The following is a 16901-nucleotide window of genomic DNA, read 5'->3' on the forward strand; positions in this document are numbered from 1 at the left end:
AAAACCAGTGCCACACCTAGATCTAAGCCTCCCTCAGGCCGGGAACTTGCGCTTAGCTGATCGCAAAGGCCAGGGGCCGGTGAACTTAATCATCCTTCGATACAAGAATGAGCCGCAGGCCCGGTCTCGTTGTTTCTAGGTACCGGTCTCTGCCGATCCGGACCCGGTATCGGCGCTCTCACCCGCCTCGGAGCCGCCATCCTCTTCTTCTCCCTCTGGGTTGGTGGCCTCAGTCTCTCCTTCGTTCTCGTCGGTTTCCTCTTCGGCTGGCTCCACCACGCTTACGTCGCCGGTGTTCTGGTCATAATCCACCTGGCAGCCCAGGGTCTGGTTGAGAAAACGGAGCGGTACCAGCACCCGGTTGCTGACCAAGAGGGCCGGAACCTCCAGCTCCTGTTTCTCCCCGTTTACCCATACCTCCTTGCTGTAGACCGACAACACTACCGTGATGTCGTTCTTGATCACCGTGACCGTCCTGGCCTCCGGATCCCACTCAATTTCTGCCTTGAGGCCCCGGGTTATGGCCCGCACCGGAATCAAAACCCGGCCGTCTTTAATAACCGGCGGCAGGTCCGAGGGGTCGAAGGCGAACTCGCGGCCGTTCAGGAATACCTTACCGGTAAAACGGTGGAGCTGGGTGCGTTCCCGGACCTTCAGACCCAGGCCGGAAGCGCTGCCCGTCTGGGCTTCCGTCCCGGTTTTTTCCTCTGTCCGCAGGCGGACTCGTTCGCGAGCTGCAGGCTGCTCCTTGGCAGCGCCGCTTTTCTCGTCGCCGGCCTGGGTTTCCTTTTCCAGCCGCTTCGTAACCTGGTTGCGGTTCTTGCCGTCCATGTCCGGGGAGCCCGGCGCTGCGGCGGCGAACGCCGGGGCCAGGAGGGACAGAACCAGGAGGGTAAGTACGGTCAGTAGCAGAAATCGGCTTTGCCTGCGCATAATCTTGCCTCCCTAGCGCTCAAGTTTGGGAACCACAGCGACTCTATCTAACTAAATGTTCTTGATGAAGCTTCCGCGTCACCTCCCCCGGGTTCCCAAAAGGCGCCTACGGTGCCGGCCTCGGCTGACCATATAATACCACAACCCCAACCCCAACCCTCTCAGTCAACATCTAGTGCTGCCCGTACTCGAGCCCGGTGTCGATCATAGCCCGGAGGTTCTCCGGCCGGACACCGTCCAGCACGCCGCCGTTGGCCAGGATGTACCCCCCGTCGGACCCGACCTCCGTAACCAGCTTCTTAACGTACTGCCGTACTTCTTCCGGGTGGCCTACCTTAAGCAACGGCAGAGGCACGTTTCCGGCAATGCAGGCTTTGCCGGCAAGGGTGTCCTTTGCCCTCACCATGTCGGTCTGGTCGAAGAGCCACATAATTCGTCCTGGGGGCAGGTCCGGATCGGCCAGGAAGTCCAGGCGCTGGTTGTAGCTGCCTTCTACAAAGACGAAGGGCACCAGACCCTCTCTAATCAGCCCCAGAAGAACGGCTTTAAAGCTGGGCCAGTAGAACTTGGCAAAGGCCTCCCGCGAAAGGAAGCCATCTGCGCCTTTATGAAGGGGAATCTGAACCAGGGGGCTACCGCCGAGGCGGGAGTTATGTACCCCCATATCGATCATTATCGGCACCAGACGATCCAAGGCAGCTAGAACCTGATCCCGACGGCGGTACATGTCTAACATGATGCCACGGGTGCCGCGCAGGGTATCACCCAAGGTGTCGAAGGGTGCCTTGGTAAACCCCGAGGCCAAACGAGGTAACCCGAGAGTGGCGCTATTCTCGGTATCTACCGCCCCGGTGGCCTTAATCCACTCCTGCGCCGCCCGCCCGGCGGCCAGAAGCCTGGCAAAGGCCTCCTGTACCTCGGGTAGTCCTATAGCAACCAGGAAGGGCCCCATGAAGGGTAGTTCCACCAGGTCGGTGAGGGGGAGCAACTTGTCCCAGGGCTCCAGCGCCCCGAAGATGCGGGGCAGGTAGTAGCGGAGCCAGTAATCAGAAGGATCGCGAAGGAGCAGATCGTACTCGTCCTCGCGCATATACTCCTTTTCTATGCACTGGAAGGGGATGTCCGGTGGGGTGCCGTGGCCGGGCCACTCGTACAGGCGGAGGTCCAGTACCTCGAAGACTTTGCCTGCCCCAATGCCGGCACTGGCCGCCAGAGTGTCGGTGGTGAAATCGTGGTTAAACTTGCGAAAGGCTTTGCCCAGCTTGGCATAATCATACATGGCTTCCTGAGCGGTAATACCCCCGTACTGGGCGGGGTAAAAGCCGGTCAGGAGAATGATGGGTACCCGGTCCGGGCGACGGAGTTCTAGGGCATCACGCAGACGCCGTACGCGTTGTCGGTACGCCTGTCGGACCTCTTCGTTAGGGAACGGTATACCTGGGCCTTCCTCCCAGGCCTCCATTCGGGCCCGGTATTTTTCTTCTGGCGACAAGCGGTTCCAATTCGAAGGATACACAACCAACCCCCCAACAGAATTGTTAATTGTTATATAGTCAATTAACAAAACAGTATTCTTCATGCTTGGGCCAGGCTCCTTCCGCCCTCGGCAACTGCGTGTACAGCGCTTGTGCTTTTCAGCGCCCGTTGAGAATGCTATACTGGCCTTAACCCGCCAAGCCGTTGCTCATCGGGCTCTGCCGGGCCGCCTCCATGAATCTCGAGGTGACGCGAAGTGTCTGACGGCTTCTTGGTGTTATATGGGAGTATTGGCGGCTTTGCCGCCGGCCTGCTGGGGATCGGCGGAGGTATACTCCTCATACCCCTGCTGGTTTACCTTGCCGGCATCTCGCTGCGCTCGGCTACTTCCATCAGCCTGGTGTTCATCCTGTTTTCTGCCTCCTCCGGGCTCGGAGCCCACTTCAAGGCCGGCAACACCGACCTGCGCCTGGGTCTATGGATGGGCACCGGCGCCGTAGCCGGCGCTCTTGGCGGGGCCCACCTGGCGGGTATGGTTTCCGACCGGTTCCTCTTGGCCCTTTTGGGCGCGGTAACCGCCCTGTCGGCCTCGGTGCTGCTGGTGCCGAGGCCCGAAGACCTGCTCGACCCGCCTTCCGGGACCTTTGGGGAGTGCGGCCGGAGCGAAGCCCGGGTCAAGCCTGCCTTTGCTCTGGCGGTGGGCCTGGGGCAGGGCCTGCTCGCGGGGCTGCTGGGCCTGGGCGGGGGCGTCATCGTGATCCCCTTGCTCGTCTACCTCTTGGGAGTGAACACTCATAAGGCCCTGGGCACTTCCCTGGCCGTGGTGTGGATTTCGGCCGCCGCCGGGCTGGCCTGGAAGGCCTCCACGGTGGAGATCGATACCCTGCCCCTGCTGCTGGTAATTGCCGGGGCGGTGCCGGCGGCCTGGCTGGGAGGCCGGGTGGCCGCCCGCCTTTCGCCCCGGTTGCTCCGGCTCCTGCTTTCCCTCATCCTGTGGTCGGTCACGGCCAGAACGGTCCTTGCCTTGACCCTGCGCGTTTAGGCACGTTCCCGGGCACGGTTTGGCCTTGAAAGCCGAAGAACAGCAGGGCGGCGAAGGCGGATGAGGCGGACGCTGGAGCCCCGGCTCCATTCCTTTTTAAGGAAGGAAACCTTGAGCGCGGGCCGCCCGTCATTATCTTAGAGTGCAGACCCCTCGAAAACCTACAGAGGAGATTGCGGAAGGGAGGAGAATACGTTGCGGAGACTGGCGTGGATATTGCTCGCGGCGCTTATAGTGGTGGGGCTGGTACTGGCGGGGTGCCAGGCGGCGGCGCCGGAACCGGAATCGGGAGGGAGCGCGGCCGGACGGGAGCCGGCGGCGGTTTCCGAGCCGCAAGGCGCGGTGCCCTCCGGTGGCGAGGGGCAGGCGGGGAAATCGCCGGAGGAGCCGGTGAGTTCCGGCCCACCAAGCGAGGGCGAGGAGGCGGATGAGCCGACGCCGCAGCCGGTGGCCCAAAGCGACAACTTCCGCCTGTTTACCCCAGCGCCGGACACCACGGTGACCGTCGGGCAGCCGCTCACCATCCGGGGTCAGGCCCGGGTATTCGAGGCCACCTTTAGCATAGAGCTGGAGGACGGCCATAACATCCTGGCCGAAGAGGTAGTAACGGCGGACGAAGGTGCTCCCGGCTGGGGGGACTTTGAAGTGCAACTGAACTTTGATCCTCCTACCAGCCCTCACGGCACGCTCCTTTTTGTAACCTACAGCGCCCAGGACGGCTCTCGGCAGGAAGAACTGGTAGTGCCGGTGAAATTCGACCGGGTGGTGCCGCTGGTAAGCTAGCGGGTCGGCCGCGGGACCGGGGACGGGCGCCGACCCCGACCCTCCCACCCGGCCTTGAATCTAGTGGGCGCAAAAGCAGACCCGCTCGTACCCTTCGAGATAGGCCAGGCCGGCAATGCTCACCCCGTAAAACAGGGTGGGCTTTTCGGTCAGCAGGGAAGGAAGGGTGCCGTTCACCGCAGTGCTACCGGTGGCCAGAACTACCTCTGCCCATTCCAGTAACTCCGCATTGTGTTCCCCGGACTCAACCCGCACCCCGGACTTCACCTTGCCCACGTTTTCGGGGTCGAGGTCGCTGACCCGGACGGGAAACTCCGGGGCCAGGGTCTCCAGCATGGCCGGCTGCAGGCCGATCAGGGCGATGCGGGGGCGGCCGAAACGCCGGCGGAGGTATTCGGCCAGTTGGCCTGCGCATTGGCGGGGTTCGGTGTCGCGGCAGTGCACGGTGCCGCTCACCAGCCCCAGATGGCGCAGAACCGCGTTGAGAGTAGCGATAAACACCGCCCGCCGGTAGTTGTCGGCCAGGGGGAGCTCCAGGACCTCCCTCAGGGAGCCGGAGTAGGTTCCCGGCCGGTCGGTGAAGGCCTGGCCCTTGGCTCCCCGAAACTCGGCTTCCACCAGCACTTCCTTGCCCCTGAGCAGGGGATAATCCGTCCGGTCCGGCTGCCCCAGGGCCTCCTGAGGGGAAAGCGGCCGGGCGCTTACTACCGCCACCGGCTCGGCCAAGAGTCCGTGCCGGCGCGCCAGTTCTTGCAGATGGGTCTTGGCCTTCTCGAGCAGTGACACCTCGTCTCTCCACCTCCCGCCGGTCAGGTTCACAATTCCAATTATAGCATAGGCTCAGAACGCGGACTACACCGAGCCGTGCCCAAACCTCCCTACCTTGTTTCGTGGTGGAGGCTCCGCTTCCCTCTCGCATTTGTGCCAATACATAACCCGCCTGCCGTGTAACCAGTCCGGTAACGGGCATGGGGGCCACGAATCTCTCCCGCCCGGCCGTGAAATAAACCGGACCGGGCCGGGCACTCTAGGGACGGAGACCAAGGAGGTGCCGGGGAGCCAGCATGCCCGAAGAACTCGATGCCGACCTTTACCGGCTGGCCCTGGCCTACCGGGTTCAGCCCGTGTACCGGGACGCCCAGGGGCACCGGCGCCGGGCAGACCCGGAGGCTCTGCTGGCCGTCCTCCGCGCCCTGGGGGCCCCGGTGGAAAGGGTGGCCGACGCGGCCCCGGCCCTGGAAGACCATTACCGGCAGCAGGCCCGGCGCCTTTGTCCGCCGGTTACGGTGGTGTGGAGCCCGGGACCGGCCGCGGTCACCCTGGCGGCACCCGGTCGGCCTCCAGCCGATCGGGCGGAGTGTCAACTGGTGCTGGAGAACGGAGAGGAGCGTCACTGGCGGGTGGAAGCGGCCGCTTTTTCCGTAGCCCGGCGGTACCGGGCAAGGAGAAATAATCTGCTTCTGCGGCTCGCCCTGCCGTCCGACCTGCCCTGGGGATACCACCGCCTGCGGGTGCGGTTGGGAAGCAGGGAAGGCTCCACGCTGCTGATAGTCGCCCCCCGGCGGGCCTACCCAACGCCGAAGGGGCGGGCCTGGGGAATATTTTTGCCCCTTTACGCGCTCCGTTCGGAACGAAGCTGGGGGGTGGGGGATTTCTCCGATCTGTCCGGCCTGGCCTCCTGGGTGGCCGGGCTAGGAGGTGGAACGGTGGGCACCCTACCCCTCCTGGCCGCCTTTCTTGACCGTCCCCTCGACCCCAGCCCCTACACTCCGGTGAGCCGGCTGTTCTGGAACGAGCTCTATCTGGACGTGTCCCGGGCCCCGGAACTCGCGGCCTGCCCCCAGGCCAGGGAAGTGGTGGCCTCGGCAGATTTCCGGCGGGAGCTGAACAGGCTTGCGGCCGAGCCCGGGGTGGACTACCGACGGGTCCTGAACCTCAAGCGCCGGGTACTGGAGCTGTTGGCCCGGGAGTGCTTCGCCCGGAGGCCGCAGGGCTCCCCTGAACTCGCCGCCTGGGCAGCCGGTCACCCGCGGGCGCGCGACTACGCCCGCTTCCGGGCGGCGGTAGAACTCCGGGGGGAGACCTGGCCCTCCTGGCCGGAGCGGATGCGGGAGGGCCGGCTGGAGGAGGGAGACTTCTCTCCCGAGGGAGAGCGCTACCACCTTTACGTCCAGTGGCTGGCCGAACGGCAGTTGCAGGACCTGGTGCGGGGCTCGGGCGCGGGACTTTACCTGGATCTCCCGCTGGGGGTTCACCCCCACGGCTACGACGTATGGCGGGAGCGGGAGGCCTTCGCCACCGAAGTATCCTGCGGCGCGCCTCCCGACCCTTTCTTCCGTCAGGGACAGAATTGGGGTGTACCGCCCCTCCACCCCGGGTGGCTGCGGGAGCAGGGCTACGCTTACTACCTGGCCTGCCTGCGCCACCACCTGCGCTACGCCCGGGTATTGCGCCTGGATCACGTGCTGGGACTGCACCGCCAGTTCTGGATCCCGAAGGGTATGGACCCCCGTCAGGGGGTTTACGTGCGCTACCGGGCCGAAGAGTTTTACGCCCTCTTGAGCTTGGAATCCCACCGCCACCGGGCGATTATCGTAGGCGAGGATCTGGGCCTGTTGCCCCGGCCCCTGCGGGCGGCTATGAAGCGGCACGGCCTGTGGGGAATGTACGTGTTCCAGCTCGAGCACCCGTTCTCGCCCGGCCCGGGCCGGGCGGTTCCGGCCAGGAGCCTGGCCTGCCTCAACACGCACGACACCCTGCCCTTTGCCGGCTTCTGGGACGAACTCGGTTCTGCCGGCCAGAGCGCCCTCAAAGAGTGGCTGCGCCGGTCCGGCGTTCTCCGGGGAGAACCCGGGGAGCGGGAGCAGGTCTTGGCCGCCTGTCTGAGATACCTGGCGGCCGGTCCGGCCGGCCTGCTCATGATTAACCTGGAAGATCTCTGGCTGGAGACCGAACCCCAGAACGTACCCGGCACCGGGTGGGAGCGGCCGAACTGGCAGCGCCGCGCCCGCTACGGCCTGGAGGAGATAAGGCGCCTGCCGGCGGTCAGGCAGATACTGGAGGAGGTGAACGCGCTCCGCTCCTCCCCTCCGGCGGAGTGAGGAGGGGAGCGGGCCGGAAACGCCGTGGAAAGGTACGTGTGCATACACGGCCACTTTTACCAGCCGCCGCGGGAGAATCCCTGGCTGGAGGAGGTAGAGCGGCAGGATTCCGCCCACCCCTACCATGACTGGAACCAGAGGGTCACCGCCGAGTGCTACGCTCCCAACGCCTGGGCCCGTATCCTGGACGACGAGGGGTGGATAAGCAAGATCGTCAACAACTACGCCCGCATCAGCTTCGACTTCGGCCCCACCCTGTTGAGCTGGCTGGAACGCCACGCAACGGAGGTATACCGGGCCATCATCGAGGCCGACCGGGAAAGCCGGGAGCGGTTCTCCGGCCACGGCTCCGCCCTGGCGCAGGCCTACAACCATATCATCATGCCCCTGGCCAACCGCCGGGACAAGCACACGCAGATAATCTGGGGCATCCGGGATTTCGAATACCGCTTTGGCCGCCGGCCGGAGGGGATGTGGCTGCCGGAAACCGCCGTGGACCTGGAGACCCTGGAGCTCATGGCGCGGGAGGGCCTGCGCTTCACCGTGCTGGCCCCCCACCAGGCCCGCAGGGTACGCCGGCCGGGCGGGGGGTGGGAGGAAATGGGTCCAAGAGGGATAGATCCTACCCGGCCTTACCGCCTGGAACTGCCCGGGGGCGAGAGTCTGGCCGTCTTTTTCTACGACGCCTCCATCTCCGTCGCCGTGGCCTTCGGCGACCTCCTGGAGGACGGGGAGAGGTTCGCCCGGCGGCTGGCGGCCGGATTGCGCCAGCCCCGGCCCGGGCCGCAGCTGGTGAGCGTGGCCACCGACGGGGAGACCTTCGGCCATCACCACCGCTTTGGAGAGATGGCCCTGGCCTACGCCCTGGACTACCTGGAAAGCAGGCACCTGGCCCGGCTGACCAACTTCGGCGAATACCTGGAGCGGTATCCCCCGGAGTACGAGATAGAGATTGCGGAGAACACCTCCTGGAGCTGCTTCCACGGGGTGGAGAGGTGGCGGGCGGACTGCGGCTGCAACACCGGGCGGCACCCGGAGTGGTCTCAGGCCTGGCGCGCGCCCCTGCGCGACGCCCTGAACTGGCTGCGCAACCGCCTGGCCCCCGAATACGAGCGAGGGGGCCGGCGCTACCTTAAAGACCCCTGGGCGGCGCGGAACGACTACATTTCCGTGATCCTGGACCGCTCGCCGGAGAACGTGGACCGCTTTCTGGCCCGCCACGCCCTCCGGCCCCTGGAGCCCGAGGAGCAGGCTGCGGTCCTCAAGCTCCTGGAGATGCAGCGCCACCTCCAGCTAATGTACACCAGCTGCGGCTGGTTCTTCGACGACCTGTCCGAAATCGGGACCGGACAGATCCTGCTCTATGCTGGCCGGGCCGCGGAACTGGCCGGGCAGGTACTGGACCTGCGCCTGGAGGAAGAGTTTCTGGAGCTCCTGGCCCGGGCCAAGAGCAACCGGGCGGAAGCGGGGGACGGAGCGCAGGTCTACCGTCGGTGGGTACGGCCGGCGCAAGCCGGCCTGGAGAGGGTAGCGGGAAGCCTGGCCCTGGAAGCCCTTTCCGAGGAGGAGGCGGCCTCGCCCGCGCTCCGCGCCTTTTCGGTCCGCCACCTCGACCGGCGCGCGCTTCCTGCCGGCGATGCCCGGCTGGTGGTGGGCCGGATGGAAGTGACTTCTCACCTCACGCGCGAATCCCTCACCGCCGAGTACGCTGCCGCGCGCCTGGGCGGCCACCTGGTACTGGGTTGCGTACGGCCGGCCGCTGGCGCGGATCCTGAGGAGTGGGCCTTTCCGATCGAGGAGGCCTTCCGGCACGGCGACCTGGCGGAGGTAGCCCGGCGGCTCAGCCTGTGTCCGGGGGGCACGGCTGTCGGGCTGGAGCAACTCTTTCGGGATCAGCGGCGCCGGGTTTTGGAGCACCTCATGCGGGGCGCCCTGGCGGCGGCCGAGGCCGACCTGCGCCGGCTCTACCGGAGCCAGGCGGGCCTGATGCGCTTCCTGCGCCATCACGGTTTCCCCTTGCCCCGGGCCTTCGGTGCCGCGGCCGAGTTCGCCATAAACGGCGCCCTCTGCGAAGAGCTGGGCAAGGATGCGCCCGATCCGGGACGGGTGGCCCGGCTGCTCGAGGAGGCGCGGTTGTGGGAGCTGGAGCCTTCTCGGGAAGAATTGCGGGCAACGGCGGAGACGACGCTGGCCCGGGTGGCGGAAAAGCTCTCCCGCCGTCCCGAGGATCTCGACACCCTGCTGTCCCTGGAGCGGGCGGTCGAGGCGGCCGGGTGCCTGCCCTGGCCGGTGGATAGCTGGCCGGCGCAGAAGGTTCTCTACCAGGTGGCGCCGTCGGCGTACCGGCAGCAGCAAAGCCGGGCCGATCAGGGGGACGAGTACGCCCGCACCTGGGTAGAACTCTTCCGGTCGCTGGCGCGGCGGCTGCGGGTGCGGCTTGCCCCGGCGCCGGGTTCCTAGCCTTCGCAGGTTTCCCTGCCATAACCCGGCGGAGCCCGACAAATCTTACCCGGGCGGGCCGCAAAGAGGAGTCCGCGCTTTTGGGGCGAATCCCCCTATGAGACCAGCCCAAACGGGGTCATGGGGCCGGTTGCGGGGGTGAGGGTAATGAACGCCGCGGCCATGGAGAAGGCGGTGCAGCTGGTAAGGCAGGCGCGGCGGATAGTGGTCTTTACCGGGGCCGGAGTAAGCACCGAATCGGGAATTCCGGATTTTCGCAGCCCGGGCGGGATTTGGAGCCGGTACGACCCGGAGGAGTTCACCTACAGCCGCTTCATGAGTTCGGAAGAAGCCCGGCGGCAGCACTGGCAGATGCTCAAGGAGACCTTTCTTGCCTATCAGGCGGAGCCCAACGCCGCCCACCATGCCATAGCCGAACTGGACCGCCGGGGCCAGCTGGACTGCGTTATCACCCAGAACGTGGACGGCCTGCACCAGAAGGCCGGGGTGCCCGAGGAGAAGGTATTCGAGCTGCACGGCACCATGAGGTGGGCTTACTGCCTGGCCTGCGGCCGGCGCTATCCCATGGAGGAAGTGTCGGCGTGGCTCTCCCGGGGAATAGAAGTGCCGGAATGCACCTCCTGCGGGGGCACGCTGAAACCGGCGGTGGTGTTCTTCGGCGAGAGCCTGCCGGCCCTGGTGCTGGCTGAGGCCACGCGCCGGGCCCAGGCCTGCGATCTGTTTCTGGTGGCAGGCTCCAGCCTGGTGGTTTATCCGGCGGCCTATCTGCCCGAGTACGCCTTGCGCTCCGGGGCCAAGCTGATCATAGTCAATCTTACCGCCACCCACCTGGACGTCCGGGCCGAAGTGGTGTTAAGCGGCCGGGCGGGAGAGATACTGGACCAGTTGGTCCGGAAAGCCGTCGGTGCCTAGGCCCTCGTTCAGGGAGGCGGGCCGGTTATGGGGAGAGGAACGGCCAGCATGTCCGCAGTGCCAGCCTTCGCCCGCCACGGGTATGCCTTCCGCTACCCGCGGGGGACGGTAATCTTCGTGCAGCGGGATCGGGCGAGCAAACTGTACCTGATCCTGGAGGGCGTGGTCAAGCTCAGCATTTTCAGCGACCAGGGTCAGGAGAGAATAATCGAGTTCATCCGGCCCTACCGCTTCCTGGGGGCGCCGGACGTGTTCTCCGGATCGCTTTACGGCATTACCGCCATAGCCTACACCGAAGTGGTGGTAGCAGGCTTTACGGCGCAACAGGTGGAGGAGCTGTTGTCGCACGATCGAGAATTTGCCATCCATTTGGCCAAGTCCCTGTCCCAGCACGCCCGGGCCTTGGGCCGGCAACTGGTGGGAGACAGCTTTTATCCTGCGGTGGGACGGGTGGGGTTCGCCCTTCTGAACCTGGCGGTGCAGATCGGAGCGGAGCTTGAGGGCACGGTGGTGGCGCTCCCCATTACCCAGAACGAGCTGGCCCGCTACGTGGGCTGTAATCGGGTTACGGTTACCAAGGCCATAGCCGAGTTGGCCGAGGCCGGCCTGCTTAAGAAGCAGAAAAAGCACCTCCTGGTCCTGGACCACGTGGCCCTGCGGCGCTGGCTGGAGGATATGGTGAGGGTATAGACCGCTACTTCGCTCTTGGATTGCCGAGGCGATAGGGCGGGAGCCAAGGGCGTCCCTAGGAAGCGGCCAAAGGATAGCTGAGGATCCGGTGACAGATGAATAGTTCGGTAAACGGTCCGGCCGGATGGGGCCGGGCCTTTCGTTTGGGCTGCACGTTCGGGCCGCAGGCGGCGGCCCCGTTCTGGGGGCCTTCTGGCGGGATGCCGCCCTTGTAAGAGATGTTCCCGGTATGTACGGCCCTGGAATGGAAAACCTAAGTATCAGGCTGCGGGACACGCTCTGCAAGTGGAGCAACAAAGGCGTACTTGGGGGAAATGAACGAGGGATGTGGGGTTTCCGCAAGCCGCCGCGGACCCGTTTCCGGGTCGGGGGCCGGAGGCGGCAGGAGCCGGATCCGGGAAACCGCTACCCTTCCGGTTCTTCGGTGCGGCTCAGTACCGACCTGGACGCCAATATGGCCATGCTGAAGAGAACCTTCGAGCGCTGCAGCGACATCGTCTACCGGGAGTTCGTCCTGGCCCAAAACCCCAGGGTGCGGCTGGAACTGATCTACGCCGACGGGCTCTCCGACCGCACCCAGATCAGCGAGCAGATCCTGCGGGCTCTGGAGCTGGAGCTGGCCATGGCCCTGCCGGGGGCGGAGCGGGAGAAGCTGACCCGGGGTAGGGTGCTGGAGCTGGTCAGGGATCGGGGCCTTTGCAGCCACGAGGTGCGGGAAAGCGATCTCCTCCCGGAGGTGGTGCAGGCGGTCCTTTCGGGAGACGCAGTGCTGCTGGTGGAAGGCCATGCCCGGGCCCTGATCAGCGCCAGCCGGGGCTGGGAGACGCGGGCCATCAGTGAATCCGAAGCCGAGCCTACGGTCCGGGGCCCCCGGGAGGCTTTTGTGGAGAGCCTGCGGATTAATACTGCCCTGCTCCGGCGCCGGATAAAGAACCCGCGGCTGAAGATCGAGAGCCTAGTGCTGGGCAAGGTGACCCGCACCGACGTGGCCGTGGCCTACATAGAGGGCATAGTGAACGAAAAGATAGTGACGGAGGTCAAACGGCGGCTGCAGAGGGCGCAGGAACTAGACGCCGTGCTGGACAGCGGCTACCTGGAAGAGCTGATCGAGGACCATCCCTTCAGCCCCTTCCCCACCGTCAACCACACCGAGAAGCCCGACCGGGCGGCGGCGCTGCTCTTAGAGGGCCGGGTGGCCATCCTGGTGGACGGCACCCCTTTTGTGCTCACCGTGCCCAGTCTACTCGTGGAGTACCTGCAGGCGCCGGAAGACTACTACGAGCGCTTCATCTTTGCCTCGGCGGTGCGTCTGGTCCGGTTTACGGCTGCCGTCCTCTCCCTGATCCTCCCTTCCTTCTATGTTGCCGTGATCAGTTTCCACCCCGAGATGTTGCCTACTCCCTTGCTGCTGAGCGTGGCCGCCCAGAGGGAGGGGGTGCCCTTCCCCGTATTCGTAGGCGTGCTGTTGCTGGAGCTGGCCTTTGAAATCCTGCGGGAAGCGGGAATCCGCCTGCCCCGGCCCATCGGCCAGGCGGTGAGCATCGTGGGCGCCTTGGTGATCGGGGAGGCGGCGGTGCGGGCCGGGCTGGTGGCCGCCTCCACGGTGATTGTGGTGGCCCTGACCGGCATCGGCTCCTTCACCTTCGCTTACAGCGCCAGCATCGCTTTGAGATTGCTGCGCTTCGTGCTCATGGTGCTCTCTGCCAGCCTGGGGCTGTTCGGGCTGACCTGCGGCCTGGCGGTGATCGCCTTTCACCTGTGTAGCCTGCGCTCGTTCGGCGTGCCCTATCTCTCCCCTCTCGCCCCTACCACCCAGGTGGACCTGAGAGATGCCGCCTTCCGGGCCCCCTGGTGGGCCATGTTTACCCGGCCCCGCCTGATCGCCCGCCAGGACCAGGTCCGCCAGACCCCGAACCTAAAGCCTGCTCCTCCCACCCGGCGGAGAAGGAGGTGAGGAGGCGGTGGAGCCGGAAACCATTGACGGCCGCCAGGCCACCTGGCTTATGATCGGCCTGATCCTGCCTACCGCCTTCCTGGTGGTGCCGGCCATTACCGTCAAGCACGCGGGGCAGGGCGCCTGGCTTTCCATCCTGGTGGCCGTTCCGGTAGGCCTGGCCGTGGCCCGAATGGTAGTGAGTATCTGCCTGCGCTTTCCCGGAAAGTCTCTCTTGCAGTGTGCGGAGGTTATTCTGGGCCGGGTGCCGGGCAAGGCGGTGCAGTTCCTGTACGTCTGGTGGTTCCTGCATGGCGCTGCCTTTATTTCCGACGAGTTCGGGTCCTTTCTCTGCGCGGCCATCATGCCCGATACTCCTCCCTTGGTGTTCTTCATAGTGGGCACGGCGGTGGTGGCCTACGGGGTCCGCCACGGGCTGGAGGTGCTGGCCCGCTATACCCAGGTCTTCCTGCCTCTCACCCTGACCCTCTTGAGCGTGGTGCTGCTCTTGGCCGTCACCGAGATGAAGTTCAGCCGGCTGCTTCCCCTGCTGGAGAGAACCCCGGCGGAGATCCTGAAGGGGGCGGCCACCCCCATGAGCTGGCTGGGCGAAAGCGTAATCTTGGGTCTGATAGTGCCTAATCTGGCCCGGCCCCGGGAGGCCATGGCGGTGGCGGTGCGGGCCCTCCTCTTCGTCAGTTTTTTCCTCTGGGCTTGCGTGGCCGCGGCTATCCTCGTTTACGGTCCGGTGCTGCCGGCCGGCTGGCTTTTCCCCACCTACAACGTGGTGCGGGTGGTTTCCATTGCCAACTTCCTGGAGCGGCTGGATGCGGTGGTGGTGGCGGCCTGGATGTTCGGCGGCTTTACCAAAGTAGGGTTGTTCTTATACGCCGCCGCCTTGGGCAGCGCCCAGGCGCTGGGGCTGAGAGACTACCGGCCGCTGGTGGGCCCGCTGGCGGTAATCCTGGTGGGCCTGGCCACCCTGTGCCGGAGCGTGGTGGACCTGCGGGATTTTGCCGCCCGCGTGTGGCCGGCATACACCCTTTTGCCTTTCGCGTTGGGGTTCCCCCTCTTGCTGCTGGCCGTGGCCGCCCTCCGGCGGCTGGGGGCGAGAAAGGCCTGATGCGCACCGCCAGGCTGGTCTTGGTGCTGGTGCTGGCGACCGGGCTCCTGACGGGCTGCTGGAGCCGGCGCGAGATCACGGAGATAGCGGTGGTGCTGGGAACGGGGGTGGACCGGACTGCGGAGGGAAAGATCCGGCTCACGGTGCAGATCGCCCGGCCTACCGCCTTTGCGGGCGCAACCGGAGCGGGAGGCGGTGGCGGGGGCGGTCAGGCAACGCCGACCAGTTGGGTGGTTTGGGCCGACGGCCGTACGGTCGAGGAGGCGGAAAGAAGCCTGGCGCGCCTGGTACCCCGCCAGCTTTACTGGGGGCACTGCATTGTGCTGGTCTTCGGGGAAGAGATGGCCCGGCACGGCCTTTACCCGGTAATCGATTTCTTCCTGCGCAGCCGCCAGCCCCGGGAGATTATGTGGGTGATGGTGGCCAAGGGCGAGGCCCGGGAGGTCATGGAAAGCTATTCCCCTCTAGCCAATACCTCGGCCCAAGCGGCGGGCTTCTTGGCGTTGCTAAAGGTGGGCAAGTTCGTCCGGCTCAAGGATCTGGCAGAGATGCTGGCCAGCCGGGAGGGGGAGCCGGTAGCCACCCGGGTAGAGGTGCGGGAGGCGGGAACCACGCCCGGGCCGGCACCCGGCCAGGGTACCAGTCCGACCGTGCCCAGGCAGGTAGAGATTACGGGGAGCGCCGTATTCCGGAGAGACCGCCTGATAGGCTGGTTCAACGCCTACGAGACTACCGGACTGAAATGGCTCAAAGGGGAGGTCGACAGAGAGGTGCTGCTGGTACCCACCCCGAGCCGGGAAGAGGGAAAGGTCTCGGTGAGCATCATGGGGGGCCGGACCCGGATCCTGCCCGAGCTCTCGGGTGACCGGGTGCGCTTCAACGTGCAGATGCGGGTCGATGCCATGGTAGCCGAACAGCAGTCGCTTTCCGACCTGGCCCGGCCGCCCCAGGCCAAGGCGCTGGAGGCCCTGGTGGCGGAGGAGATCAGGCGGCGGGCCCTGGTGGCCCTGCGCAAGGCGCAGCAGGACTACGGCGTAGACCCTTTCCGGTTCGGTCATGCCTTTCACCAGAAATACCCGCGGCAGTGGCGAGAGATCGAGGGCCGCTGGAACGAGCTGTTCCGCCGGGCGGAGTTTCGGCTGGAAGTAAAGGTGCATCTCCGCGAACTCGGGCTGGAGATGAGACGGGTGGACGTTCCGCCCCCCAAGAGTTAGGCGGTACGGCCGTCACGCGCGGGCCTGGGTTCACAAGATCGGCTACCGCCCGGCGACAAAGGGCCGGCGCCTGGGGGTCCGAAAACGGCGCCGTGGAAGTTGCCTGATTAGGGTGGTTGCGGGGAGCCCGTGGCCGGCGACGCCGGTTCGATCGCGACCGGGCTGGAGGAGAGGCGAGACGGATGTGGCTGCTGCTTTTGGCCGCCTACGCGGCCCTGGTGGCCCTAGAAGTGCCGGGACTGGTGAAAAGAGGGATGCGCCGGGAATTGGCCGCCTTTTTCTTCTTCCTGGCCCTGGCGGTGGCGCTTACCCTGCCCCAGAGCCTGGGGGTGGAACTGCCGAACCCCATGCGCTTCATCGGAGCAATTTTCCGGCCCCTGTCCAAGTGGCTCGAGTAAGGGTTCTTGCCTGGGAGGGCAGGAATCCGGGTTGCGGTTGTGGTATACTGAACAGAGAAAGGGAGGAGGGATAACCGTGCCGTTTAATATCGGGCTGCCTGAGCTGCTAATAATCCTCGTGATCTGCCTCATCGTTTTCGGGGCGGGCAAGCTTCCCAGCGTGGGCCGGGCTTTAGGACAGAGCATCCGCGAGTTCAAGGAGGCCCAGCAGGGGCGGATTTCGGCGGCGGAGAAGGAATCCGGTTCTAAGGAGCAGACCTGAGGGGAAAGAGCAGGGTGAACATCGGCGGCTTCGAGTTCCTAATCATAGTGCTGGTGGCCCTGGTGGTCCTGGGCCCCAAGGAGTTGCCCAAGCTGGGCCGCACCCTGGGTCTGGCGGTGCGGGAATTCCGCCGGGCCTCGCAGGGACTGAGGGAAGAATTGGGCATCGACGATCTACTCGACGCCGATAAGGAAGAGAAAAAGCCCAGTTAGAAGTGGGGCCCGCGAGCCCCGTGCGGCGACATGCCTAGGTCCTTCTGGGCGGAGGCCCTGGCCGCTTCACGATACGCTGCACCACGCCGATGATTCTGTGCTCCGGCCCCAGGGGCAGGTCAGGGTAGGAGTGCTCGGGATTGTTGGCCCGCAGGAGGTAGCGGCCGTTTTCTTTTACCAGGTGTTTTACCGTGACTTCCTCTCCCGCCAGCAGGGCCACCACCGTTTCGCCCGGCTGTGCGGTATCTGCCTGTCTTACCCATACCCCGTCGCCCGGAGCTATGCCCGCACCCACCATGCTGTCTCCCTGTACGGTCAGGGCGTAGTCTACCTCCAGATCGAAATTGGATCGGGCCGCTTTT

16 protein-coding genes are annotated in these 16901 nt (G+C 65.5%); 12 read left to right on the plus strand and 4 right to left on the minus strand.

Annotated elements, in window-relative coordinates; translation table 11 throughout:
- Positions 1 to 135: 135 nt before the first annotated feature.
- Together NUV99_06110 and NUV99_06115 are read right to left on the minus strand one after the other, a co-directional pair.
- A complete protein-coding gene (locus NUV99_06110; GenBank protein ID MCR4419696.1) occupies positions 136 to 933 on the minus strand; it encodes a copper amine oxidase N-terminal domain-containing protein in 798 nt (265 codons plus the stop codon).
- Positions 934 to 1105: 172 nt separating this feature from the next.
- A complete protein-coding gene (locus tag NUV99_06115; GenBank protein ID MCR4419697.1) occupies positions 1106 to 2449 on the minus strand; it encodes a uroporphyrinogen decarboxylase in 1344 nt (447 codons plus the stop codon).
- 216 nt (positions 2450 to 2665) lie between these two features.
- On the opposite strand from NUV99_06115, the gene NUV99_06120 reads away from it, so the two are divergent.
- Positions 2666 to 3451, plus strand: coding sequence for a sulfite exporter TauE/SafE family protein (locus NUV99_06120; protein MCR4419698.1), 786 nt, complete (start codon positions 2666 to 2668; stop codon positions 3449 to 3451).
- 195 nt (positions 3452 to 3646) lie between these two features.
- A complete protein-coding gene (locus NUV99_06125; GenBank protein ID MCR4419699.1) occupies positions 3647 to 4234 on the plus strand; it encodes a Gmad2 immunoglobulin-like domain-containing protein in 588 nt (195 codons plus the stop codon).
- Between the two features lie 60 nt (positions 4235 to 4294).
- Here NUV99_06125 and NUV99_06130 read toward each other — a convergent pair whose 3' ends face one another.
- Positions 4295 to 5020, minus strand: coding sequence for a DUF364 domain-containing protein (locus NUV99_06130; GenBank protein MCR4419700.1), 726 nt, complete (start codon positions 5018 to 5020; stop codon positions 4295 to 4297).
- A gap of 278 nt (positions 5021 to 5298) precedes the next feature.
- On the opposite strand from NUV99_06130, the gene malQ reads away from it, so the two are divergent.
- From malQ to NUV99_06180, 10 genes are all read left to right on the plus strand, one after another.
- Positions 5299 to 7335: a 4-alpha-glucanotransferase gene (gene malQ, locus NUV99_06135; GenBank protein ID MCR4419701.1), complete on the plus strand. Its 2037-nt coding sequence runs from the start codon at positions 5299 to 5301 to the stop codon at positions 7333 to 7335.
- 24 nt (positions 7336 to 7359) lie between these two features.
- Positions 7360 to 9795: a DUF3536 domain-containing protein gene (locus NUV99_06140; protein MCR4419702.1), complete on the plus strand. Its 2436-nt coding sequence runs from the start codon at positions 7360 to 7362 to the stop codon at positions 9793 to 9795.
- A gap of 120 nt (positions 9796 to 9915) precedes the next feature.
- Positions 9916 to 10707: a Sir2 family NAD-dependent protein deacetylase gene (locus NUV99_06145; GenBank protein ID MCR4419703.1), complete on the plus strand. Its 792-nt coding sequence runs from the start codon at positions 9916 to 9918 to the stop codon at positions 10705 to 10707.
- Positions 10708 to 10755: 48 nt separating this feature from the next.
- Positions 10756 to 11397: a Crp/Fnr family transcriptional regulator gene (locus tag NUV99_06150; protein MCR4419704.1), complete on the plus strand. Its 642-nt coding sequence runs from the start codon at positions 10756 to 10758 to the stop codon at positions 11395 to 11397.
- 325 nt (positions 11398 to 11722) lie between these two features.
- A complete protein-coding gene (locus NUV99_06155) occupies positions 11723 to 13351 on the plus strand; it encodes a spore germination protein (GenBank protein MCR4419705.1) in 1629 nt (542 codons plus the stop codon).
- Between the two features lie 7 nt (positions 13352 to 13358).
- Positions 13359 to 14453 (plus strand): endospore germination permease, encoded by a 1095-nt coding sequence (locus NUV99_06160; GenBank protein ID MCR4419706.1) that lies wholly within the window; start codon positions 13359 to 13361, stop codon positions 14451 to 14453.
- Positions 14453 to 15667 carry a Ger(x)C family spore germination protein gene (locus NUV99_06165; GenBank protein MCR4419707.1) on the plus strand — a complete coding sequence of 405 codons (1215 nt, stop codon included), beginning with the start codon at positions 14453 to 14455 and terminating at the stop codon, positions 15665 to 15667. Before NUV99_06160 ends, NUV99_06165 begins: the two co-directional genes overlap by 1 nt.
- Positions 15668 to 15849: 182 nt before the next feature.
- Positions 15850 to 16065 (plus strand): hypothetical protein, encoded by a 216-nt coding sequence (locus NUV99_06170; protein ID MCR4419708.1) that lies wholly within the window; start codon positions 15850 to 15852, stop codon positions 16063 to 16065.
- 76 nt (positions 16066 to 16141) lie between these two features.
- Positions 16142 to 16327 (plus strand): twin-arginine translocase TatA/TatE family subunit, encoded by a 186-nt coding sequence (gene tatA, locus NUV99_06175; protein ID MCR4419709.1) that lies wholly within the window; start codon positions 16142 to 16144, stop codon positions 16325 to 16327.
- A 14-nt stretch (positions 16328 to 16341) separates the two neighbouring features.
- A complete protein-coding gene (locus tag NUV99_06180; GenBank protein MCR4419710.1) occupies positions 16342 to 16539 on the plus strand; it encodes a twin-arginine translocase TatA/TatE family subunit in 198 nt (65 codons plus the stop codon).
- A gap of 34 nt (positions 16540 to 16573) precedes the next feature.
- Here the strand turns inward: NUV99_06180 and NUV99_06185 are convergent, their stop codons facing one another.
- Positions 16574 to 16876, minus strand: a complete 303-nt coding sequence (locus NUV99_06185) for a hypothetical protein (GenBank protein MCR4419711.1) — start codon at positions 16874 to 16876, stop codon at positions 16574 to 16576.
- Between the last annotated feature and the right edge of the window lie 25 nt (positions 16877 to 16901).

The sequence above is a fragment of the Clostridia bacterium genome (genome assembly GCA_024653205.1).
Taxonomy (GTDB): Bacteria; Bacillota; DSM-521; order Neomoorellales; family SLTJ01; genus JANLFO01.

What these genes read in the sequence shown, in the direction of transcription:
- NUV99_06165 (MCR4419707.1), top strand. Translation starts at nt 14,453, where the DNA reads ATGCGCACCGCCAGGCTGGTCTTGGTGCTGGTGCTGGCGACCGGGCTC.
- malQ (MCR4419701.1), top strand. Translation starts at nt 5,299, where the DNA reads ATGCCCGAAGAACTCGATGCCGACCTTTACCGGCTGGCCCTGGCCTAC.
- NUV99_06150 (MCR4419704.1), top strand. Translation starts at nt 10,756, where the DNA reads ATGTCCGCAGTGCCAGCCTTCGCCCGCCACGGGTATGCCTTCCGCTAC.
- NUV99_06110 (MCR4419696.1), bottom strand. Translation starts at nt 933, where the DNA reads ATGCGCAGGCAAAGCCGATTTCTGCTACTGACCGTACTTACCCTCCTG.
- NUV99_06145 (MCR4419703.1), top strand. Translation starts at nt 9,916, where the DNA reads ATGGGGCCGGTTGCGGGGGTGAGGGTAATGAACGCCGCGGCCATGGAG.
- NUV99_06155 (MCR4419705.1), top strand. Translation starts at nt 11,723, where the DNA reads ATGTGGGGTTTCCGCAAGCCGCCGCGGACCCGTTTCCGGGTCGGGGGC.
- NUV99_06170 (MCR4419708.1), top strand. Translation starts at nt 15,850, where the DNA reads ATGTGGCTGCTGCTTTTGGCCGCCTACGCGGCCCTGGTGGCCCTAGAA.